At 37.8% G+C, this 22,385-nt stretch carries 21 protein-coding genes; 13 read left to right on the forward strand and 8 right to left on the reverse strand.

The genetic code is table 11. The annotated features are described in order from the left end of the window. Positions 1–17: 17 nt before the first annotated feature. Together JG29_RS00930 and menB are read right to left on the reverse strand one after the other, a co-directional pair. Positions 18–1,457, reverse strand: coding sequence for an o-succinylbenzoate--CoA ligase (locus tag JG29_RS00930; RefSeq protein ID WP_045922095.1), 1,440 nt, complete (start codon positions 1,455–1,457; stop codon positions 18–20). 27 nt (positions 1,458–1,484) lie between these two features. Then, positions 1,485–2,300, reverse strand: coding sequence for a 1,4-dihydroxy-2-naphthoyl-CoA synthase (gene menB / locus JG29_RS00935; protein WP_045922096.1), 816 nt, complete (start codon positions 2,298–2,300; stop codon positions 1,485–1,487). 24 nt (positions 2,301–2,324) lie between these two features. On the opposite strand from menB, the gene JG29_RS00940 reads away from it, so the two are divergent. Continuing rightward, the gene (locus JG29_RS00940; RefSeq protein ID WP_045922097.1) at positions 2,325–2,699 is read left to right on the forward strand and encodes a PaaI family thioesterase; all 375 of its coding nucleotides are present in this window, start codon (positions 2,325–2,327) and stop codon (positions 2,697–2,699) included. Positions 2,700–2,828: 129 nt separating this feature from the next. After that, the gene (locus JG29_RS00945; RefSeq protein WP_045922098.1) at positions 2,829–4,556 is read left to right on the forward strand and encodes a pyruvate oxidase; all 1,728 of its coding nucleotides are present in this window, start codon (positions 2,829–2,831) and stop codon (positions 4,554–4,556) included. Between the two features lie 67 nt (positions 4,557–4,623). On the opposite strand, the gene JG29_RS00950 is transcribed toward JG29_RS00945, so the two are convergent. Then, positions 4,624–5,208: a winged helix-turn-helix domain-containing protein gene (locus JG29_RS00950; RefSeq protein ID WP_045922099.1), complete on the reverse strand. Its 585-nt coding sequence runs from the start codon at positions 5,206–5,208 to the stop codon at positions 4,624–4,626. Between the two features lie 140 nt (positions 5,209–5,348). On the opposite strand from JG29_RS00950, the gene JG29_RS00955 reads away from it, so the two are divergent. Continuing rightward, the gene (locus JG29_RS00955; protein ID WP_045922100.1) at positions 5,349–6,629 is read left to right on the forward strand and encodes an MFS transporter; all 1,281 of its coding nucleotides are present in this window, start codon (positions 5,349–5,351) and stop codon (positions 6,627–6,629) included. A 79-nt stretch (positions 6,630–6,708) separates the two neighbouring features. Here the strand turns inward: JG29_RS00955 and JG29_RS00960 are convergent, their stop codons facing one another. Together JG29_RS00960 and JG29_RS00965 are read right to left on the reverse strand one after the other, a co-directional pair. Then, positions 6,709–7,038, reverse strand: a complete 330-nt coding sequence (locus JG29_RS00960) for a hypothetical protein (protein ID WP_045922101.1) — start codon at positions 7,036–7,038, stop codon at positions 6,709–6,711. 80 nt (positions 7,039–7,118) lie between these two features. Next, complete coding sequence (locus tag JG29_RS00965) at positions 7,119–8,300, reverse strand: MFS transporter (protein WP_045922102.1); 1,182 nt, start codon at positions 8,298–8,300, stop codon at positions 7,119–7,121. Between the two features lie 79 nt (positions 8,301–8,379). Between JG29_RS00965 and JG29_RS00970 the strand changes: the two genes are divergently transcribed. Beyond that, entirely contained in the window at positions 8,380–9,570 is a 1,191-nt protein-coding gene (locus JG29_RS00970) for a MalY/PatB family protein (RefSeq protein ID WP_045922103.1), read from the forward strand. Between the two features lie 202 nt (positions 9,571–9,772). Further along, positions 9,773–10,768 (forward strand): aldose epimerase family protein, encoded by a 996-nt coding sequence (locus JG29_RS00975; RefSeq protein WP_045922104.1) that lies wholly within the window; start codon positions 9,773–9,775, stop codon positions 10,766–10,768. A gap of 121 nt (positions 10,769–10,889) precedes the next feature. Here JG29_RS00975 and JG29_RS00980 read toward each other — a convergent pair whose 3' ends face one another. Next, complete coding sequence (locus tag JG29_RS00980; protein ID WP_045922105.1) at positions 10,890–11,330, reverse strand: Fur family transcriptional regulator; 441 nt, start codon at positions 11,328–11,330, stop codon at positions 10,890–10,892. 105 nt (positions 11,331–11,435) lie between these two features. Here JG29_RS00980 and JG29_RS00985 point away from each other — a divergent pair, with 105 nt between their 5' ends. The 4 genes from JG29_RS00985 to JG29_RS01000 all read left to right on the forward strand — a co-directional run bounded on the left by JG29_RS00985 (position 11,436) and on the right by JG29_RS01000 (position 14,379). Beyond that, positions 11,436–12,335, forward strand: coding sequence for a metal ABC transporter solute-binding protein, Zn/Mn family (locus JG29_RS00985; RefSeq protein ID WP_045922106.1), 900 nt, complete (start codon positions 11,436–11,438; stop codon positions 12,333–12,335). Continuing rightward, positions 12,332–12,961, forward strand: a complete 630-nt coding sequence (locus JG29_RS00990) for a metal ABC transporter ATP-binding protein (protein ID WP_045922107.1) — start codon at positions 12,332–12,334, stop codon at positions 12,959–12,961. Before JG29_RS00985 ends, JG29_RS00990 begins: the two co-directional genes overlap by 4 nt. Positions 12,962–12,963: 2 nt before the next feature. After that, positions 12,964–13,755 carry a metal ABC transporter permease gene (locus JG29_RS00995; RefSeq protein WP_045922108.1) on the forward strand — a complete coding sequence of 264 codons (792 nt, stop codon included), beginning with the start codon at positions 12,964–12,966 and terminating at the stop codon, positions 13,753–13,755. Between the two features lie 303 nt (positions 13,756–14,058). Beyond that, on the forward strand, positions 14,059–14,379 hold the full coding sequence (locus JG29_RS01000; RefSeq protein WP_045922109.1) for a carboxymuconolactone decarboxylase family protein: 321 nt from the start codon (positions 14,059–14,061) through the stop codon (positions 14,377–14,379). 367 nt (positions 14,380–14,746) lie between these two features. On the opposite strand, the gene JG29_RS01005 is transcribed toward JG29_RS01000, so the two are convergent. Both JG29_RS01005 and JG29_RS01010 read right to left on the reverse strand, forming a co-directional pair. Then, on the reverse strand, positions 14,747–15,736 hold the full coding sequence (locus JG29_RS01005) for a D-2-hydroxyacid dehydrogenase (protein ID WP_045922110.1): 990 nt from the start codon (positions 15,734–15,736) through the stop codon (positions 14,747–14,749). Between the two features lie 21 nt (positions 15,737–15,757). Next, the gene (locus JG29_RS01010; RefSeq protein WP_045922111.1) at positions 15,758–16,930 is read right to left on the reverse strand and encodes an aminotransferase class I/II-fold pyridoxal phosphate-dependent enzyme; all 1,173 of its coding nucleotides are present in this window, start codon (positions 16,928–16,930) and stop codon (positions 15,758–15,760) included. A 540-nt stretch (positions 16,931–17,470) separates the two neighbouring features. Between JG29_RS01010 and JG29_RS01015 the strand changes: the two genes are divergently transcribed. The 4 genes from JG29_RS01015 to JG29_RS01030 all read left to right on the forward strand — a co-directional run bounded on the left by JG29_RS01015 (position 17,471) and on the right by JG29_RS01030 (position 22,174). Continuing rightward, the gene (locus JG29_RS01015) at positions 17,471–18,868 is read left to right on the forward strand and encodes an APC family permease (RefSeq protein ID WP_045922112.1); all 1,398 of its coding nucleotides are present in this window, start codon (positions 17,471–17,473) and stop codon (positions 18,866–18,868) included. 167 nt (positions 18,869–19,035) lie between these two features. After that, positions 19,036–20,112 (forward strand): S66 family peptidase, encoded by a 1,077-nt coding sequence (locus tag JG29_RS01020; protein WP_045922113.1) that lies wholly within the window; start codon positions 19,036–19,038, stop codon positions 20,110–20,112. A 104-nt stretch (positions 20,113–20,216) separates the two neighbouring features. Next, complete coding sequence (locus tag JG29_RS01025; RefSeq protein WP_045922114.1) at positions 20,217–20,903, forward strand: ABC transporter ATP-binding protein; 687 nt, start codon at positions 20,217–20,219, stop codon at positions 20,901–20,903. Next, complete coding sequence (locus tag JG29_RS01030) at positions 20,903–22,174, forward strand: ABC transporter permease (RefSeq protein ID WP_045922115.1); 1,272 nt, start codon at positions 20,903–20,905, stop codon at positions 22,172–22,174. The genes JG29_RS01025 and JG29_RS01030 overlap by 1 nt, the downstream gene beginning before the upstream one ends. The last annotated feature ends 211 nt before the right edge of the window (positions 22,175–22,385 follow it).

Here is a 22,385-nt window from a genome sequence, read left to right on the forward strand (position 1 = left end):
ATAAACGGAAACTTTTTCTAAAGCAATTTAAATTTCAATGTTGGCAAAGCTGTGCGCTGGATTTTTCCACTGGCAGTACGCGGAAATTGTTGAATTTGGCGAAATTCCACTGGGACTTTATAATGAGCCAGATGCTGGCGACCAAAGTTTTGTAAAACTTGCCGCTGCAAATTACGATCACTACTGGTAAAATAGGCAATCGGCACGGCACCATAAAGGGCATCTTTTTTATGAGTGACTACAAAATCTTGAATACTAGGCAATTGGGAATAAACATTTTCAATTTCTAGTGGGAAAATATTTTCACCACCGGAAATAAACATTTGATCGATTCTACCTTTGACAAAAAGAAAATTTTCCGCATCTAAATAGCCGACATCGCCGGTTTTATACCAGCCGTCTGCAGTAAATTTACTTTGATAAAGTTCTTGATTATGCCAATAGCCGACGGCTAAAGCAGGTGATTGCAGTTGAATTTCCCCCACTGAGTTAGGCGGATCAATCCGCAATTGATTAGAAAACAAAGCTTGTCCGGACGAGCCCAGTTTCCGTAGTGCATCTTCTGGTTTAAGAGCGGCAACATTAGAACAAGTTTCAGTCATACCGTAAGACTGAATTGTGGGAATCTGATATTTTTGACAACTTTTAAGCGTAGGAAGATCAATCGGACCGCCACCTAAAAACATAATCCGAAAATGAGAATTGTAAGGTTGCGTGTGTTTTTCAAGCAGTTGCTTTAGCATAGTGGGAACAACAGAAAAGATAGTGATTGGTTCTTTAACTAATAACTGTTGGCATTTTTGAGCATCAAAATGAGGCTCTAAGTAAAGCGTAATTCCATAAATTAAGGAGCGTAACAAAATAGAAAATCCAGAAATATGAAATAAGGGTACCGTACAAAGCCACGCATCTTGGGAAGTAACTTCAAAGTTGAGCAGCGTATTAATGGCGGAAGACCAATGATTGCCCCAAGTCTGTAAAACTCCCTTGGGTTGGCCGGTGGTACCGGAAGTATACATAATACTAGCAACTTGTGCCAGGTCCACGGCCGCTGGTGTATAGGACTTGGGAGCAACCTCTTTTAGCTGCTGTCGGGAAATTAAATGCACCTGGGGCACTTGACTAATGGCACTGTCTGTTAAAGTCGAATCAACCAGGCAAAATTTTACTTGCGCATTTTCAATTTGATATGCCAACTCATTAGGAGCAAGGCGAATATTAAGAAAAACAATTATTGCTCCTAATTGCTGTAAGGCTAAAATGTTATAATAAGTTTCTAAGCTGTTTGTGCCAAAAATAGCGACTCTATCTTGATTTTTAATATTTAGGCCTTGAAGTAATTGGGCCTGCTGGTGAACTTTCTGGGCCACTTGGGCAAAAGAAAATCTCTGACCTTGATAGACAATGGCGGTTTTCTGGGGTGATAACTGAGCGCGTTTATTTAACCAATTTTCCATGAATTCTAACTCTTTTATATTTAATTATTAAGGAAACTTCGGGAATTTATTAAAATCCGGCTGCCGTTTTTGAAGATAGGCATCGCGGCCTTCTTTAGCTTCGGGAGATTCATAAAATAACATTGTCGAATCACCGGCGATTTGTTGTAAACCGGCCAGCCCATCGGTATCAGCATTCATAGCCGCCTTGATAAATCGTAAAGCTGTAGGTGATTTTTGAAGAATTTCGTGGCACCAAGCTAGTGTTTCTTGTTCGACGTCGGCTAAGGGTACCACTTTATTAACCCAGCCCATTTGGTAGGCTTCTTGGGCTGTGTAAGGATGACACAGAAACCAAACTTCTTTAGCTCGTTTATGACCGATTACTCTGGCTAAGTAAGCAGAGCCGTAACCTGCGTCAAAACTGCCTACCTTGGGGCCGGTTTGCATGAATTTTGCATTGTCAGCTGCAATAGTTAAGTCACAAACTAATTGTAAAATATTACCACCACCAACTGACCAGCCGCGAACCATGGCAATAACCGGTTTAGGAATAATTCTAATCAGATGTTGCAGATCCAAGACATTTAAGCGGGCAATATGATCTTTGCCGACATAGCCGCCATTACCGCGAACATTTTGATCTCCACCTGAACAAAAAGCCAGATCGCCTTGACCAGTTAAGATGATAATGCCGATGCTGCTGTCATCGCGACAGTAATTAAAGGCCTCAATCATTTCCTGAATAGTATCAGGGGTAAAGGCATTACGCACTTGCGGTCGATTAATCGTAATTTTGGCAATTTGATCTTGCCTTTCAAATAAAATTTCACTATAAGTTTTAATTGTTTGCCATTGTGTCATAAATTTCTCCTTTGAGGTATAAAAATGGATTTAATAGAATATTTAGGAATAAAAACAATTTTGCAAACACCGCAAAAGGTTATTTTGCAACTGGAGGTTACGCCTAAAATTTTACAACCTGGTGGTTATGTACATGGCGGCATCAACACCGTGTTAGCAGAAACAGCAGCCAGCATTGGGGCCAATCTCCATCTCAGTGCTTCCCAAATAGCCTTGGGGACCGCAATTAATACACAACATTTACGTTCTGTAACTAACGGACTCCTGCAGGTACAGGCAGTGCCCTTAAAGATTGGTCACCGCTTACAATTTTGGCAAGCAGTTACTTATCAGCAACAGCCCAACCTGCCTACTAGTTATAGTAACATTACTTTGATAAACAGCACAAAAAATAAATAAGATATTTATAATAAGAGAAGATAATGGCTGTTTTTCTAAAGTCGAATATTGCGCGTAACCCTTTAGTTTATAGTTTCTTCGTGGTAAAGTAAAATTGTATTTTAAGAATATGGGGTGGGATGAAAGTTTATGACTAAAATTAATGCAGCTGATAAAATGGTTCAAGTCATGGCAGACTGGGGTATTAAGAATGTTTACGGTTTGCCGGGTGATTCTGTAGATACGACTGTGGAAGCGCTCTATCGCAAGCGCTCTGAGATTAGTTTTACTCAGGTTCGACATGAAGAAGTTGCGGCTTTAGCAGCGGCGGCTTATGGTAAATTGACCGGACAAGTGGGTGTATGCTTATCGATCGGAGGACCGGGAGCTATCCATCTATTGAACGGCTTATATGATGCCAAAATGGATCATGCACCCGTGGTTGCAATTGTGGGACAAGTGGCTACTAATGTAATGAACACCGGCTTTTTCCAAGAAATTAATACACCGGCATTATTTAAGGATGTGGCGGTGTACAATAAGTTAGTTACCAGTCCAGCAAGTTTACCACGATTAATGGATGAAGCTCTGCGTCAAGCTTATACTTATAAAGGAGTAGCGGTTTTAACTATTCCTGATGATATACCCGAGCATAAGATTACAGATGATTTTGTTTCTAGTGCTTCTAATTTTCATTTAGAGACTAAGAGTGCTTCTCTAGCCGAAGTCGATCGTGCCTTAGAATTATTACGCCATTCCAAAAAGCCGGTAGTGCTTTTAGGTAAAGGAGCTCAAAATGCGGGCGCTGAGGCTAAAGAGTTTGTTGAGCATTATGCGCTGCCTTTTATTCAAACTATGCCGGCAAAAGGGATTATTGCTGATGATCATCCTAATTCTTTGGGGCAATTAGGCAAATTGGGAACTAAGCCGGCTTTTGAAGCTATGGCCAATGCTGACTTACTTATTTTAATCGGCACCGATTATCCTTACACCTCATATTTAAATCAAAAAATTCCCGCGATTCAAATTGATGGTAATGCCAATTTTATTGGCCATCGCCATCAAGTAGCAGCTGCCATCGTTGCTGATGCGAAGTCGGCCTTAACCTTATTAAATGCGCGTGGTGAACTAGTCGTCAACCGGCCCTTTTTAGATGCTTGTCAGCAAAATATGCGTGTTTGGCGTTCGTGGATGAACAGTGTACAAAATAAATCTCATGAAGGTGTTTTACCTTCCAAATTATTTACTACTTTAAGTCAGCAAGCTCCAGATAATGTAGTCTGGGCTATTGATGTAGGAACCGCTACGTCCTTTGGTGCCCGGTTTTTAGATGTGCAGCCCTTACAAAAATATGTGATTTCTTCCTGGCTGGGCACCATGGGTTGTGCTTTACCCAGCGCTTTAGCGGCTAAGCAAATTTGGCCGCGGCGGCCGGTATATGCAGTGTGCGGCGATGGAGCCTTCTCCATGGTTATGCAGGATTTTGTAACGGCCGTCAAATATAAATTGCCGATAGTAGTAATTGTTTTAAATAATAAAATGCTATCATTTATCAAATACGAGCAGCAAGCGGCTGGGCAACAAAATTACGCGATTGATTTAGCCGATATTGATTATGCCAAATTTGCCGTGGCTTGCGGCGGTATTGGAGTCAATGTTAAGACTGATGCTGAATTTGCTACAGCTTTGAAGCAATTTCAGTCGCCTAAGCGGCCGGTATTAATTAATGCTGCAGTGGCTGATGAGGCACCTTTACCCGGAAAAATTGTCATGGATGAAGCACAGGGCTATCTAAAATTTGGCTGGGAATACTTTAAAGATAAGTTTCAAATTCCGCAAATGCCACCTCTCAAAGAAATCATGCGTCAATTTTTTTAAACAGCAGTTTTTAATAAATCAGGGTACAGATAATTTATCTGTACCCTGATTATTATTTCATCCTTAATTATTGGTTCTGAGGCCATTTTTCAAATAAAAAATTAATTGAATGTTTGTCTGTACCGGTATCTTGTTTTTCAGCATTTGCCAGTAATTGATAAATTTGGGCAGTCAGCTTTTTTTCAGCGGCAGCGGATAATTGCAGCTGGTCGCTGGAATAGGAAAGGTGGCTTTCTTGTTGTGTTTGAGGATGTGCTTGATATTGCTGCTGTAATTTTTGAAAAGCGTTTATAAACTGCTGCTGGGTATAAATAATTGCTCGAACTATTTCTTCCATATTGTTGGCAACCCATTCTGGCGAGATATTAACAATATTGGAACCTAAAGCCTGGCCGAACTGATTTTGATTTTTAATTAAGCTGGCACTGGAATAATAATATTCTTGTAAATTTTTAATCCTTTTTTGATGGACTATTTCTAAAAGATGATGGTCAACCATTTTTTTTAAAGTATAGTAAATTTTGTTGGTCGCAATGCCGGTCTGCTGGGCAATTTCTTTAGGGGTTAGGCCTTGGGGATCTTGAGCGGCCTGGATAATAGCGATTACTTTTTTATCCGCCATTAATTTGGCTAATTCATTGATATTGTTCATACTTGCTTATTTAAACCTCAATCAGATTTTTGTATTAGTTTCATCATAACTGCTTGACATCTGTAAAGCAATCTAATATATTTTTATTAATCATTTAAATTTATTTAAATGATTAATAAAAATATTGTGAGGAAAGATCAATGGTTGTAAAATCCTTGGCTGTTCACAGTGCCGCTATTAGTGACCAAGAATCACGAAAACAAATTCTGAAAGGCGTATTAAGTAATCTGATTAGTTCTTTGAGTGGCGGAATGCTCAGTTTTGCTATGGGATTAATGTTATTAAATGAAACTCATTCACCATTCAGTTTTAGTTTGGGAACTATTATTACACCCACTGTCAGTTTAATCTTACTAATACCTGCAGGCACCATTATTGATCAAAAGGCTCATAAGCCCCTGTTAATTACTTGGATAATAGTGCGTTTAGGAGCATTAATCATTTTCGGCGGGACAATAAATATTTTTTCAGTCTCGCATCAATGGATTCCGGTAATTGTTTTTGTGGCTATTACCGCGGTTGCTAATTATTTTATTAATACGAGTTATCAAGCAGCGGTACATGAATTAGTTAACACTAAGTTTGTGCCGCGTTTAAGTTCTTTAACCCAGGCTGCAACCGCTTTAGCCTCGCTTTTATCACCAATGCTGGGAGTAGCTTTATATTCTGTCATGGGTTTTAGCTGGTTTATTTATTTAGAGATCAGCTCGCAATTCTTGGTATTATTGCTTTTATTAAGCCTGCATTTTTATTATGAACCCTCTCTGAATGCTCCCGTTCAGAAAAAATCACCTTCGGCTTGGCAAGGTTTTCGCGTGGGTCTGGCTTATTTACTTCAGCACCCTTTATTGCGGGATTTAATTATTATTGCCATGCTGGTTAATTTTGTATTTACGGCTATTAGTATTGGGATGCCCTTTGTTCTTATTGATCATCTGCATGTTGGTAATGCGGCTTTAGGGTATTTAGAAACTAGTTTAGCCGGAGGAACTTTAATGGCCAGTTTGTTGTTGAGTATGTGTGATAGTACTAAATATTTTTTAAGCAAGCTCATCGGTGGTTTAGCTGGCAGTGGTTTGGCTTTAATTGTTTTAGGAATAGTATTTACTGTTAATTCTAATTTGCTTATAAGAGGAGCGTTAGTCTTGTTAATTTTAGGAATGCTAACTGCTTTAATTAATGTGAGTTTACAAGTCAAGCTACAAACGACTTTGCCCACTAACTTGTTAGGGCGAATAACTTCTTTGATGACGACAGCCTGTCAAGTGATGATGCCGTTAGGAGCTTTAACTTATACTTTTCTGTTTCAAATTAGCAGTCGACCGGCATTAATTTTTGTTATAAGCGGATGGTTATTATTTTTGAGTATTGTATTGGCAACGCCTTTTTTATGGCATGATTCTCAAAAAGATTCTTATTAGATAAAGAAAAAATGTCAGCAATAACTGCAATAAATAAAAACCGACCTCAACAAAATGCTTGAGGTCGATCTATTTAAATTTATCTTTCCGGTTCATGAATTTGGGCTTTTTGGCCGCGATACCAATTTTCCCAAGCTTGGGGGGTATCCAATTGCTCCATGTCTAAATGCGCATTGGCGATAAGATCTTCTAATAAAAGATTTATGATTTCTCCGTGTTGGTTCATTAAAACAGGAACAATATCTTTCATACGAAAATTGCGGTCATGCAAAATAAAAACATTTAATTCGGTCACATGATGATCGACATCATATTTAGATAAAATTTCTAAATCATTGTCACGTAAATGATGGACGTAAAAATTCAAAAAAGCTGCTACCGATTTTTCACTATAAGCCATAGTAGCCATGTTACTCCTTCTTTCTTCAATCTATACCATTTAATTAATCATTACATTATTTCAGCTGATTGTAAATTACTTTCTTAAAATTATAGTTTTTTATAATTAAAAAAATGTGAACCCAAAAACAAAATCAGTGCTAAAACAGCAGCGATGATAATCTGCAATTGATAGGTACCTTGTAATAAATTCGGATTAAATAAAGGAACTAAATGATTAAAGATGAAAGCTGAACTGGAAAAGCCTAAGCTGGTAAAGGCAGAAAAACAACCCATTACTAAAGGAAAACGTTGCGGCGTTGTCAAAGAAGACAGAATATAAGGAATAGTAGATAACATTGTAGCACTGGCCGTACCGATAAGAAAAGTAGCAACGGCAATGCTAATAATGCTTGGCCAAACCAGCATTAAGGTGCCTCCTAGACAAGTTAAAGCAAAACAGACAGCGAGTAAATATTGTTTAAAAAATTGACGGAACCATTTGATGGTTAGTCCAACAATAATCGCAGCCCCACTATCCAAGGTCATAATTTTTCCCGCTAAGGTAGGATTGCCTAAGTTAAAATGCTGAATATAAAGTGCATTTTTGTTGTATAAAACTGCTTCTAAAAAGACCATCGAACTCGCAATTAATAAATAAATAATAATTAAAAAAGTATGTTTGCCAGAATTATTATCAGTGACGGTTGTGAAGTCATCGCTTTGTCCGGGATGTTGCGCTGGCAAAGTTAAAATAACAATAGGTAGACTAATTAAAGTTAAAGCAAAGAGATAATAATTATGCAGCCAAGATTGACTGGCCAAAATACCACCCAAAAAAAGTAAAATCATTGAGGAGCCGTTTTCCAAGGCCACTACACGTCCCAGCATATTAGCCAGTTGCTCACCTTGATAGGCGTAAGATTGTAAACTGGGTAATAAAGTAGTAATACCGCCTGCCCCTAAGCCAGCTATAAAACCAGCTAATAATAGGTTTTCAATATTATTATGCCAGAAAAGCGGCGTTAAACCGCCCAGCGCTAAAATACTAACACTAATAATAGCCAGTCTTTTAAAAGTCCAACGTGCTAAAAGTTTGCCAAAAATCAGAGCCGAAATAACGGCAGCAACATCGCCAATAGTAGCCACTGATTCTACTTGGGTAGCACTGGCTTGCGGAAAAGCCTTGCCGATTACAGCAATAGCCGGAGAGGTAGACACTGTTAGGCGGGCAATAATTGCAAGAGCAATGATGCCGATAAGAATTTTATTTTGTTTAATACGCTCAGACATAAAACACTTCCTTGATAAGATTTAAATTGCTCCTTATTCTAATTTTGATTAAAATAAAGGTATTTAGGGAGGTAGATTAATGGCAAACTTTGATCAAGTAAATCAACGTTCTAATACTTATAGTATGAAATGGGACGGTGCTAAAAGTACCTATCATAATCCAGAGGTAATTCCTATGTGGATTGCTGATATGGATTTTCAATCACCAAAACCCGTAATCGAGGCCATTAAAAAACAGGCCGCTCAAGGAATTTATGGTTATGCTACTGAACCAGCTATGACTCAAGCACCTCAAGTGATCGCACAATGGCTCGAAACTAGAAATCAGTGGCAGATTAATCCTGATTATCTAGGCTATAGCGCTGGAGTAGTTAATGGCTTAGGATTAGCCATTCGCGCTTTAACTCAGGAAGGGGATGCGATTATCACCCAAACACCCTTATATGGCCATTTTAAAATTGCAGTCGAAAACAGTCGCCGCAAATTAATTTCTAATCCACTTAAATGGCATAAGGGCAAAGCTAGTTTTGATTGGGAAAAATTTGAACAGCAAATTGTCACAAATCATGTCAAAATGGCGATTCTTTGTAACCCGCATAACCCTACTGGCCGGGTTTGGAATACTTCCGAATTAAAGCAATTTGCGCAAATTTGCCAACGTCATCATGTAATTATTCTCTCAGATGATATTCATAGTGATTTGATCTTACCTGGAAATACTTATCACCCCTTAGCTCAAGTGTATCCTGAATATCAAGATCAGATTATTACTTTTAAGTCCCCTTCTAAAACCTTTAATTTAGCCGGTTTGCAATTTGCCTATTATTATACAACGAATCCAGATTATCAACAGCAAATGCAATCGGCAGCCGCTTATGCTTCTAATCCTGATTTACCGACTGCCTTTGCTCTGCCTGCTTTAATAGCAGCTTATCAGCAATCGGCATCCTGGTTAGAAGAGCTTTTGGAATATCTAGCCCAGAACCTCAAGTGGCTGACCACGCAAATTGAAAGTCAAACACCTGCTCAAGTAACGCGAAGCCAAGCTACATATTTAGCTTGGATTGATGTTAGTTATTTGTCTTGTAGTGAAGATGAGCTCTTAAAAGCGTTAGATGCTGGCGGGGTTGGGGTGCAGACTAATCGTGAGTTTGGTTTGGATGAAAAGGCTGGATTATTTATCCGCTTAAATTTTGCCACCGCCCGTTCAGTCTTAACTACCGGAGTTAATCGCTTGATTCGGGTTTTACAACAGTTAGCTGCGCGCTAAGTACCTTGACAAGCAACAGGTAAGTTTATTATGTAAGTAAATCAAAAGCTAAGAAGTCGGAGAAATATTATCTATTTTATAAGAATTACAAATGGCTGTTTTAATTTTTAATTACAAAGAATAAGTAGCGATAAAATGCAAGAACCAATGAATTATTTTTTAGATCTTTTGCTACAATAGACTTGGTAAGGGAGGAAAGCTTATGACAGTAAAAATTCAAAAAATTGCTCAAACAGATCAGGGACCCATTGAACTTTTTACAATCACTAATCATCGACAAAATAGTATTCAATTGCTGAGTTATGGGGCTACATGGAAAGATTGGCAGATTCAAGAAAGTGGACAGACGCTATCTTTAGTAACACATTATACTGATTGGCAAGATTATCATGAAACAGCCTTTAATCCTGGTAAAACGGTTGCGCCCGTAGCCGGTAGAATTACTCAGGCTCATTTTCAGTTAGCCGGTCATGATTATCAAGTAACTCCTAATGAAAATGAAAATTTATTGCATAGTGGTCCCACAGGTTTTCAGCAGCAGAATTTTGTAGGGGAAAAAGAAGCAGAGCAAAGCGTTAAATTTACGTACACTTTGCCGCAGACGGAAAATGTTTTTCCAGGCGATCTAAAGTTAACGGTACATTATAATCTGACTGATGAAGATCGGGTGGAAATTGAATATCAAGGAACCAGTAACCAAACCACCTTGTTTAACCCTACCTGTCATGTCTATTTTAATTTGGATCCAACCACTAGTGTGAATGAACAAATTTTAACAATTAATGCTGATCAATATTTAGAGTTAACTGAAGAAAAAGTACCCACCGGCAAATTTTTGCCAGTGGCTGCTGCTACAGATTTTCGGCAACCGAAAACTATCATGCAGGGGTTAAATGCGCTGCATGAACAGACTGGTAAAACAGAGTTTGATCATGTTTATTACACACCCAACGACTTAGTGGCTACTTTACAAACCAATCAGCGCGCCATTGACTTGTATTCTGATCGGGATGCGCTCGTTATTTATACAGGCAGTCCGCAAAATCCGCAAGCACATGATTGGCATGATTACACTGGTCTAGCGATGGAAATGCAAAGTTTACCAGATGCTATTAATCATCCTGAATTTGGGGATATTGTGTTACCGGCCCATAAAACTATTAGTTATAAAAGCAGTTATCAATATCGCAAATTATAAAATCAGTTAATTATTAATTCATAAATAGAAGATGCCCAATGAAATCGTGATAATTATTGTTCAAATAATTATCCCATTGCACTGGGCATTTTTATTAACCTTTTAAAGAAACTGCTGCAATTTAAACCTTGGAGGTAGTTTTTTTATGGCAATGTGAACATACTCCCCATACCTCAACGTGATATTGATTGATTTGACAATTTTCTAAGGATTTTTTAACAGCAGAAAAATCAGGCAAAGGAATTTCTAAAGCCCGACCGCATTGTTGGCAAATAAAATGGCTATGTTCCTGCTTATGAAAATCACATTGAAATTTAACCCGTAAACCATTGGCAAACATTTTGGTTTCCAGGATGCCAATTTCCTGCATTTCTTTAACATTCCGATAGATAGTATCATGACTCATGTTAGGAAATAGGAGGCGCATTTTTTGATCTAATTGAGCTAAAGAAATGTAAAAATCAGCCTGTTGATATAAATAATTTAAGAGGTACTGCCGCTGCTTGGTAATTTTAAAATTATTTTGCTGCAAAAGCTGTAGGGCAGTCTTTAGAGCCTCCATGAAAAACCTCCTAATGATTTCATAGACATTTCTGATTGTCTATGCTAAGATTTAAAAAGTAATCATTACTATTTAGATTATATATTGTTTAAGGAGAAGAATCAATTGTCTAAATTGTGGCAGCACTTAAAAATATTGGGTGGTCTTGCACTTTTGGGCTTGCTGTTAACAGCTTGTCATAGTGCTTCTAATCATTCCACGGCCCAGAATAAGCCACTGCAAATTATTGCTTCTACGCCTACTTATGGTCAAATGGCCCAACAAATTGCGGGTAAATATGGGAGCGTTAAAGTGATTATGGCAAATTCTAATGCTGATCCGCATGACTTTGAGCCGACAATTAAAAATGCTCAGCAGGCGAGTCACGCTCAGATTGCAGTTTATAATGGTTTAGGTTATGACGCTTGGATGAAAGGATTATTAGTTAATAATTCTCAAGTAACTAAAATCAATCTGGGAAATTTAATGCATAAAAAAATGGGTGATAATCCCCATTTATGGTATCACCCTAAGGCCTTGCCGGTTGCAGCTCAACGATTAGCACAGGTATTAAGTCAAAAAGATCCGCAGCATAAACATTATTATCAAAAACAAGCCCGAAAATATATCCGTTCTTTAGCTCCTTTAGAGCAGCAAATCACGCAAATTAAGCAGCACCATCACAATAAATTAGTAGCGGTCAGTGAACCGGTCTTTGATTATTCTTTACAGCAGATGGGTTTTGAAATTGCTAATAAAAATTTTGCTCATGCAATTGAGGAAGGCTCGGATCCTTCCCCGCAAGATATTAAGCAATTACAACAACTAATCAAAAATCATGAAATTGCTTTTTGGGTAGATAATCAACAAACTACTAATCCGGTTGTGACTAATATGACTAAGCTGGCAAAACAGCAGCAAATTCCAGTCATTAAAGTAACAGAAACGCAACCTAAACAGCTCTCATATCCACAATGGCTGCACAAGGAATATCAGAAAATTATAGCAATCGAGGCTGTAAAATGAAGACGTCAAATTTAATCACCGCCCATGATTTAGAAGTTAAATTTGATTCACAAATTATCTTTCAAAATGTGGATTTTCAAGTACAAAAAGGTGATTTTTTTTGTATTGTGGGACCCAATGGATCAGGCAAAACCACACTGTTACGGGTTATTTTAAAAGAAATAGTACCAACTTTGGGAACAATCCAGTGTGCTTTAGCCAAATCTCAAATTGGTTACGTGCCGCAATTTCGTAATTTGGAAACAGATTTTCCTCTGGACGCAGCGGCTTTTATAGAGTTGAAATTGACTCAAAAATGGTGGCCATGGTTAACGGCCCAAGAGCATGATCAAGTTCAAGCAGCTTTAAGAGCGACTCATCTGGATAATAAAAGAACTACACGCGTAGGTCAAATGTCCGGGGGAGAAAAGCAGCGGGTTTATTTAGCACAAGCTATAGTCAACCAGCCGCAATTGTTAATTTTGGATGAACCCACAGCAAGTTTAGATGTGCAAGCTAAATATGAGGTAATGGATGTTGTTCAAGAGCTAAATACACAAGGGACCACAGTTATTTTTATTTCTCATGATCCCCAGTTAATAAAGAAGTATGGCACAAAAACTTTACAATTAGGTAAGGGGGAATAATAATGCTGCAATATGAGTTTATGCGCAATGCTCTTATAGTTGCAACAGTTATTTCTATTTTATGTGGGATCATGGGCGTCTTCATTACTGCCCGGCATCTGTCTTTTTTAACGCACACAATGTCGGAAATTGGATTTTCCGGTGCCAGTTTTGGGTTGTGGGTTGGTTGGACACCTTTAAATGGGATGTTGTTTTTTACAGTACTTAGTGCTCTGGTTGCCGGTATGACTAATCGTACCCGTCCTTTAAAGGGCACAGTTATTAGTACAATTTCTGCTTTTTTCATGGGTTTAGGGGTGCTATTTTTGTCAATAGCCCAAGCCAGTTCTTCTTATGCTACGAATATTTTGTTTGGTAGTATAGTGGGCATTAGTCAAACGGATGTGCAACAGATTAGTTTGATTGCTGGATTTGAATTAATACTGATTGTATTTATTTATCGGCAGTTAAAATTTGAATTTTTTGATCCTATCGGAGCTCAAGAAAGTATTCGTTTTAACGGTCTGATTAATTTAATCTTTTTAATTATGATGTCTCTAAGTGTGAGCATTGTTTCTCAGATTGTCGGGGCGTTACTGGTTTTTGCCTTGCTAACTTTGCCTGCAGCTGCGGCGCAATTTTGGGGCAAAACAGTGCATGCACTTATTATTTTAAGTATTATTTTTGCTCTTTTGGGCACTTGGATAGGTTTGTTTTTAGGCTATTTAACTAATTTACCAGTGACATTCTTTATTACAACTATTGAAACCATAATTTATTTAATTTCGCGCATGATTATTAAATTTCGCAATTAAATAAGGATAGTTTTGAATTTTAACAAAATTAAATTGTAAAGACCTTCCGGTCTTTATTTTACATAGGTATTATTGATGAATAGGATTATCCCCAAAATTTGACCGTAGCTGCTCAATAAGATTTTTAAAATTAAAATTCAAAGTACAGTTATCATGCATTTTGCTTATGAAAAAGATTAATTATGGGTATTGTACATTGAGGGCATTTCATTTTAAACTGATAAGTAAAGGTGCTGCCAGTACATATTGGCGAATTCTGCGGCTGTTGATAAAGCTAATTTTTGATTTGAGGAGGAATGACAAATGGTTAAAAAACAAACTGCCGGTCAAAAACAGTTAGGCAAATTAGCTCCCAAATTTGCACAATTAAATGATGAGGTATTATTTGGAGAAGTTTGGTCACGTGAAGATAAATTATCAGCGCGAGATCGCAGCCTCATTACTTGTGCTTCTTTATTAACTCAAGGAGCTTTTCCACAATTAGAAGCTCATTTAAAAATGGCTCAGCAAAATGGGGTTACTAAAGAAGAGATAGTCGAATTAGTCACCCATTTGGCTTTTTATGCGGGGTGGCCGAAAGCGTGGTCGGCTTTTGACTTAGTGAAGAAGGTCTTTGGCGATTAATTTAGAAAAAAGAAACCACTGAAATTAGTGGTTTCTTTTTTTGGCTTTTATTGTGAGCAAAAGTTGATTTTACCGGTTTATTAGTGATTGCAAAATGTTTATTGCCTTTTAACTTCGTAGTTGCAAAGTTCATGCTGTCAGAGACTATTATATTTTTCTACAATATTAGCAACGTTAAAACCGAAAGCATCTATTAATTGTTCACCTGGGCCACTAGCACCATAGCGGTTAATACCTAACATGGTTTGAAGATAGTAAGCCTCTTGTTATCTGTATATTTGCTATAAAAAATTCCGTAACTATTAGAAATTAGTAATTAATAGTTACGGAATAATATTTTTATAAATAATTTAGCAGGTTCAAACGATTAATTTAACACATGATCACAACTTTGACCTTGAATTAAAGAAACTGCATCATCCAGACTAATATCGACCATATTTTGAACGGCAATATTAGTGTAAAAGCCAATATGAGGTGTAATAATGACATTATCCATGGAACGTAATTTTTTCAATTGTTCACTAGGAATTTCTTTGCCCCGAAGATCAACATTAAAGAAATTCTCTTCTCCGGTTAATGTATCTAAAGCAGCACCGGCAATTTGTTTCTTTTCTAAAGCTTGGATAAGAGCATCTGTATCCACGACCGGTCCGCGGCATTCATTAACAATGTATGCACTAGGTTTCATGAGACTCAGTGCTTGAGCATCGATCAAATTCTTGGAAGTTTCATTTAGATCAACATGCAGGCAAACCACATCGGCTTCTTGTAAAACTTCTTCTTTTGTCTTGAAAGTTAAAATATCATCTAACTCATGATTAGGTTTGGTATCGTTAGCGATGACTTGGGCTCCTAAACTGTGGAAAATACGTGCCGTGGTGCTGCCAATACGACCAGCACCGATAATTCCAATAGTTAAAGAACTAATTTCAGCAGCTTGCAGCCCTTGCCAGCGAAAATCCTGCTCTTGCATTCGCGCGTCAAATAAAGGTAATTGACGAATCAAACGCATGGTATGAGTTAAAGCTAATTCTGCAACTGAATGGGGAGAATATGCAGGAACGTTGCTGACCTTTAAATTATTAGCGGTAGCTAAAGGCATATTGATAACATCAAAGCCGGCAGTTCGAGAAGTTAACTGTTTAAAACCTAAACGTTTTAATTCTGGGTAAACTTCATCGCCGATTTGGCTACGCTGTTGAATAATAACTCCATCAAAGCCCTGTAAACGATCAACAGTATCAGGATGAAGCTCCCAATCAGCAGTTTGAAGCTCAATATCGGGATGTTTTTCTTGCCATTGTTTAATTGCAGGTAATTCATCATCACGTACACTAAGTAAAATAATTTTCATTTTTCATTCTCCTTATCATTTTTAATTTTGTCGTTGTTTTTGAACATATTGTTGCAATAACTTCATTCCACGCTTAATTTCCGACATACTGGTGGCATAGCTTAATCTAAGATAACCTGCACCCCCAGGTCCAAAGTAGGATCCGGGAACAGCAGCCACTTGGCCATTTGTAGCTAAATCATGGGCAAATTGATCATCGTCTTGATTGAGATCTTGCGGAATCTTAGCAAAGATATAGAATGCTCCACTCGGACGGGCACAGCTAAAGCCTACTTTTTTCATTTGTTCAATAATAAAATCTCGTCTTTCTTGGTATTGTTGGCGCATGGGCAGAGCATCATCGGGGCCATTTTCTAAAGCTTCTTGGGCCGCATCTTGAGTCACAGTGGCGGCTGAAGTGATGGTAAATTGATGGATTTTTCCCAGCTCATCGGTTATTGGTTGAGGAGCACAGAGAAGGCCAATACGCCAGCCGGTCATCGCATGCGATTTCGAGACTCCGGTAACAAGAATTACCTGATCACGCAGACTATGGACTAAACTGGCATGGGGACCGTCATAATTTAATTCACTATAAATTTCATCACACAATACAAAGATCGGACGGTCACGTAAAACTGCAGCTAAAGCGTCTAATTCTGCTTGTGTGTAAGTAACACCAGTAGGATTGCTAGGATAATTTAAAATAACCAGCCGCACTTTATCACCTGCTTGATCTAAAGCTTCCTGGAGCATGGAGGGTGACAATTTGAAATTGTTTTGAGAAGTATTAACTAAGACTGGTTCGCCGCCGGCAAGCATACTGTCAGCAATGTATAAAGGAAAAGTTGGCGTAGGAATAATGACCTTGTCTCCTGGATTTAGAGTTGACATGACTGCAGTATAAATACCTTCAGTTGCACCCGCAGTGACGATAATTTCTTCTGGATTATAATGCTGATCATATTTGTTTGCTAAAAAATTAGCTGCCGCCTGTTTGAGTTCAGGAGTTCCATTACTAGGAGTATAGTGGGAACGATTGGCCTGAATGCTGGCAATCGCAGCGTCTTTAACATGCTCCGGGGTATTAAAATCAGGTTCTCCTAAAGTGAACTTAACGACATTGGGAATTTGATTGGCAAATTCGGAAAAAGCCAAAATCGCTGAAGGTTTTACCTGCTGCAGCCGCCGATTAAAATACTGGTTCATTTGCATCTGATTTCCATCCTTTCTAAACTAAAAGACCCAACAGATTTTTTAAGAAAATCTGTTGGGTCGACTAAAAATCATTGGGAAGATCTAACAGATTTTCTTGAACCTGTTAGGTCGAAATTACTCACGCAAACTGCTTTCGCTCCTACAGGTGTCAAACACTTGCTGTGTTTGCACCCGTCTTGCAGAGCACAAACACTAATTAAAGAAACGAAAGTAATAATAGGCATTCAACTGTCGAATTTGAAGATTTAACATATTGTTTTCTCCTGTTCTCATTGAATTAATCCTAATGTAATATAATTGGCTAGGAAAAGTCAAGCCTTTTTTAATTTTAATTTAATTTTCAGTCATTAATAGTCGATCTCAAATTTCGATTTTTCTTTAAAAATTGATTGCTAACCCCCAGGGCATGGGCTTGAGTACTGAAAGGCTTATATAGAAGTATTCAGAAGAACTTTAATTTTTGATGAGAAAAGTTATTTGACAGCAGCTGGATTTTCACTTATTCTACAAACTATAATATTTAAAGGAATGATACTGATGTCTCTGTGGCAAAAGATTATGCAAAAGGCTGATGTCAAGCAATATTTGCAAGAGGATATTAAATTTCAAAAATCATTACGGGCCAAGGACTTAATGGCACTGGGAATCGGGGCTGTAATTGGTACCGGAATTTTCATTTTACCGGGCACGGTAGCGGCTACTGTCAGTGGACCAGGAGTAATTTTAAGTTTTTTAATTGCGGCAATTGTCTGTGCGACAGCGGCCATGTGTTATGCTGAATTTGCTTCAGCCTTGCCGGTGGCGGGGAGTGCTTATTCATACGGGAATATTGTTTTTGGTCAACTGATCGGTTGGATCATCGGCTGGGCTTTAATTTTAGAGTATATGCTGGCGGTTGCTACTGTATCCGTAGGTTTTTCGGCTTATTTTAGTGCTTTTTTGCAGGGCTTTGGGATTAAGTTGCCGCAAGCTATCTCTGGGCCGCTGAACTTACAACAGCATACTTATATAAACTTGGTAGCAGTGATAGTAGTACTTTTAATTTCTGCAATGTTATCTCGGGGTATGCAGACATCGATGAAAATTAATGATTGGATGGTTATTATTAAAATTGCCATTATTGCCATTTTTATTGCCGTTGGTATTTTTTATGTCAAGCCTAAAAATTGGTCGCCTTTTCTGCCCTTTGGCACCTCTGGAGTTTTAACCGGCGCTTCCACTGTCTTTTTTGCTTATCTGGGGTTTGATGCTGTTTCTTCCTCTGCACCGGAGGTGAAAAATCCCCAGCGGAATTTGCCGATTGGAATTATTGGAACTTTGATTATTGCCACCATTTTATATATGGCTGTAGCAACAGTTTTGACTGGTATGATTCCTTATACTAAATTGAATGTTGCTGATCCGGTCGCTTTTGCTCTGCAATTTTTTCATTTAAATACGGTAGCCGGTATTATTTCTTTGGGAGCCATGGCCGGAATGTTCACCATGATGGTGACAATGATTTACAGCAGTTCCCGCTTGGTTTATGCGATTGGCAGAGATGGTCTGCTGCCTCAATTTTTAGGTCATATCAATCAGAAGCATTTACCCAATAATAGTTTAATAGTAGTGACGATCATTATTGCCATTATGGGTGGATTTATTAATTTAAATCAGTTGGCTGAATTAGTTAATATTGGAACTTTAATTGCCTTTGCCTTTGTTTCACTGGGAGTTTTGCCTCTGCGCCAGCGCCATGATATTCAAAATGATGGTTTTAAAGTACCGTTATATCCGGTCTTACCGATAATATCGTTATTACTGTGCTTATATTTAATGACGCAATTAAAGCAAATCACTTGGATTGCTTCAGCTATTTGGTTTTTAATAGGTATTGTTATTTATTTGACCTATAGTATTCGTCATAGCAATCTCAACCATTCAAATAATAATTAATAATGGGAGTCTTAATAAACTGTCAAAGCTTGAGCTGGGCAGTTTTTTATTTTATCTAAAAATGGCATTATGTTGGTAATGACCGCAAATCTTGCAACCAATAGTTGTTTTAGCAATAAAAATTAATTATAATTAGAAAAATTAATTTTTTTTAAGGAGATTGAATTATGCTTATTAAACCCCCGCATTTACATAAAGGTGATCCAGTCGCCATTGTGAGTTTATCAGCTGGAACTTTAGGAGAAGATTTTGCTAGTCATCAGCGAAAATTAGGAGTTCACCGGTTACAACAATTAGGTTTGCAACCGGTTTTTATGCCTAATGCACTGAAGGGAATTGATTATTTGAAACAACATCCGCAAGCCCGAGCTCAGGATCTTAAAGCGGCTTTTGCTAATCCCAAAATTAAGGGCATTTTTGCGGCCATTGGTGGTATTGATACCTACAGATTAATGCCTTACTTAATGGATGACGCCGATTTTGTCCAAAATGTGCAACAGCATCCTAAACTGTTCAGTGGTTTTTCAGATACCACTGTAGATCATTTAATGTTTTATCGATTGGGCATGCAGAGTTTTTATGGACCCAGTTTTTTAAATGATTTGGCGGAATTAGGACCAGACTTACTGCCTTATACCAAAAAAACTTTGGCTCATTATTTTACTAATCCGCCAGAAACAACAATTGAATCTAGTCCAATCTGGTATGAAGAACGAACTGATTTTTCTCCGCAGCAAGTGGGAATCCCCCGCAAGGAACATAAAGATCAAGATGGCTATTTAGTGTTGCGGGGCAGCGGCCAGATAACTGGAAGACTATTGGGAGGCTGCTTGGAAAGTTTAACGGATTTATTAGGAAATTCCAGTTTTCCGGAAGAAAAAGCGATCAACGAGCAGTATCATCTCTTCCCAAAGACCAAAAACTGGTCGCAGAAAATTTTATTTATTGAAACTAGTGAAGATCAACCAACTCCCACTCAATACCAAGCACTATTGTCTCAATTAGAGAAAACCGGTATTTTCGAAGTGATTAAGGGAATAATAGTTGGTAAACCGCAAAACAAAAAATATTATTCAGAATACCAACAAGTATTATTACAAGTAACTGAGGCTTATCAGACTCCTATTTTATATAACTGTAATTTTGGTCATGCTTATCCCCGCACAGCCTTACCTTATGGTTGTCAAGCACAAATTGATTTTGATAACAGGACTTTAAAAATTGTGGAGCCTTGGTTTAGTTGAATTTTTAAAGCAAAGCACTATCAAATCTCTGATAGTGCTTTTTATTTTATATAGTTGTGGTATACTATGTGCATAATACACAATAACACAAGGAGGATAAGAAGATGAGTCTGGTAACCGCCCAAAATATTGTCCGCGTTTATGGTCATGGTTCCTCACAATTTCAGGCCCTGCGTGGGGTTAGTTTAGACATTCAAAAGGGTGAATCAGTTGCAATTGTTGGTAAAAGTGGGTCGGGTAAGTCCACATTAATGCATATTTTGGCCCTCTTAGATCATCCTACATCGGGTACTATTACTTTAAATGACCAACCCGTGCAAAGTATTAAAACTAAAGCTCTGAATCAAATTCGTAATCAAATGTTTGGCTTTGTTTTTCAGCAATTCTTTTTAAATGCCAGAGATTCTGTTTTGGAAAATGTCATGTTACCATTGCGCATTGGTGGTATTACTGGCAGTAAACGGCGGTATTTGGCGGAGGCTGCCATCGAGGCAGTAGGTTTAAGTAATAAAAAAAATAATCATGCACAAGATTTATCTGGTGGTCAAAAACAACGTGTCTGCATTGCCCGGGCCTTAGTGAATAATCCGGAAATCATTTTTGCTGATGAGCCTACGGGTAATTTGGATTCCACCACAGGTGCAAAAATTGAAAATATTTTATTTGATTTACAGCAAAAACAGGACATAACGTTGATTATGGTTACTCATGATCAAGATTTGGCAGCTAAATGTCAGCGCCAAATTCAGATTAAAGATGGACAAATTGTAAGTGAGAAAGGAGCCCACTAATGAAATTTGCAGATATTTTGAGTTCAGCTGCCACTAATTTATGGCATAATAAGGGGCGGACAATTTTAACTGTCATTGCGATAATGATTGGGGCTTTCACTATTGCAATTACTGTGGGCGTTAATAGCGGCGTCAATGGTTATGTATCAAAACAGGTTGCTAATGTTGGTAGTAAGGGCCTCATGGAAATTATTCCTTCAACCAATACTACTAATTCAATGACCAATACTCCGCAAAAGTATGATTCTAATCGGGGGAGTGCGGCTGACCAAGAGAATGTAACCCCGCAAAAATTGAAAAAATTAAAGCAGATATCGGCTTTAAAAGATGTGCAGCCAGTCCAAAATATGAGTATTGATTATGTCCAAGGTCCGAATAAAACTAAGTATATTATTGAAGCGCAACCGCCAGTAGGAGTTAATGTCGATTTAAAACAAGGACATCAAGCTGCTAAAAAAGGTTCCGCCAAAGAAGTAGTGTTGGCCAATAAATATATTAAAGCCTTGGGTTTTAAATCGGCTCAGCAGGCTGTTGGTCAAACCATTAAAGTGGCTGCTTCTTCACAAGCTACTAATCAACGTTCTTTAGTTACAGCTAAAGTTGTAGGTGTCCGTAATAATAGTATTATTCAAGGTAATCTTTCTATTGTCAGTCAAGCTTTAGCAGATAAAATTTCTGCGATTAACCAATTGGGACTACCAAAACGGATGAAGCAAAATTATTATGGCGTTACCGCAACAGTGAAAAATCCGAGTGATGCCAACATTGCTCAATTAAAAAAGCGCCTGGCCAAACAAGGCTATAGTGCGCAAACTTTTCAAGACGAAGTCGGTCAAATGCGGCAAGTTGTTAATGCTATTACCGGGGTTTTGATTATCTTTGGCGCCATTGCTTTAATCGCTGCCAGTTTTGGTGTAATTAATACTTTATATATGTCAGTTCGTGATCGGACCCGAGAAATTGGTTTAATGAAAGCGCTGGGTTTAAGTCGGGGAAAAGTATTCTTTATTTTTAGTTGTGAATCGTTATTGATTGGGTTTATTGGTTCAATTTTAGGGATTTTAATAGCAATGGCTCTGGGTACTATTTTGAATAAAGTTGCTTTAAACAGTTTTCTCAAAGGCTTAGGCGGCTTTACTTTAGTCCAGTTTAGCTGGTCTTCAGTTCTGATGATTATTATAGTGATTATGCTGATTGCCTTTTTAGCAGGTACTTTACCAGCCCGGCGGGCGGCTAAATTGGATCCGATGACCTCGTTACGTTACGAATAATTATTTAATGGGTACTTATTTTTAAATATTGAGCATTTTGAAGCTGGAAAAATGATAAATTTTTTCAGCTTTTTTTGAAATATCGAAAAAAATTAGTATTTATCTTTTCGAATTTCAATAAAAATATTATCTTCCAGCAATATTTGACATTTACCTCAACTTATTAGAGAATGTTAATTACATTTTAACTTTAATTAAAAACTTTTCCTAA

This window comes from Bombilactobacillus mellis (assembly GCF_000967245.1).
Taxonomy (GTDB): domain Bacteria; phylum Bacillota; class Bacilli; order Lactobacillales; family Lactobacillaceae; genus Bombilactobacillus; species Bombilactobacillus mellis.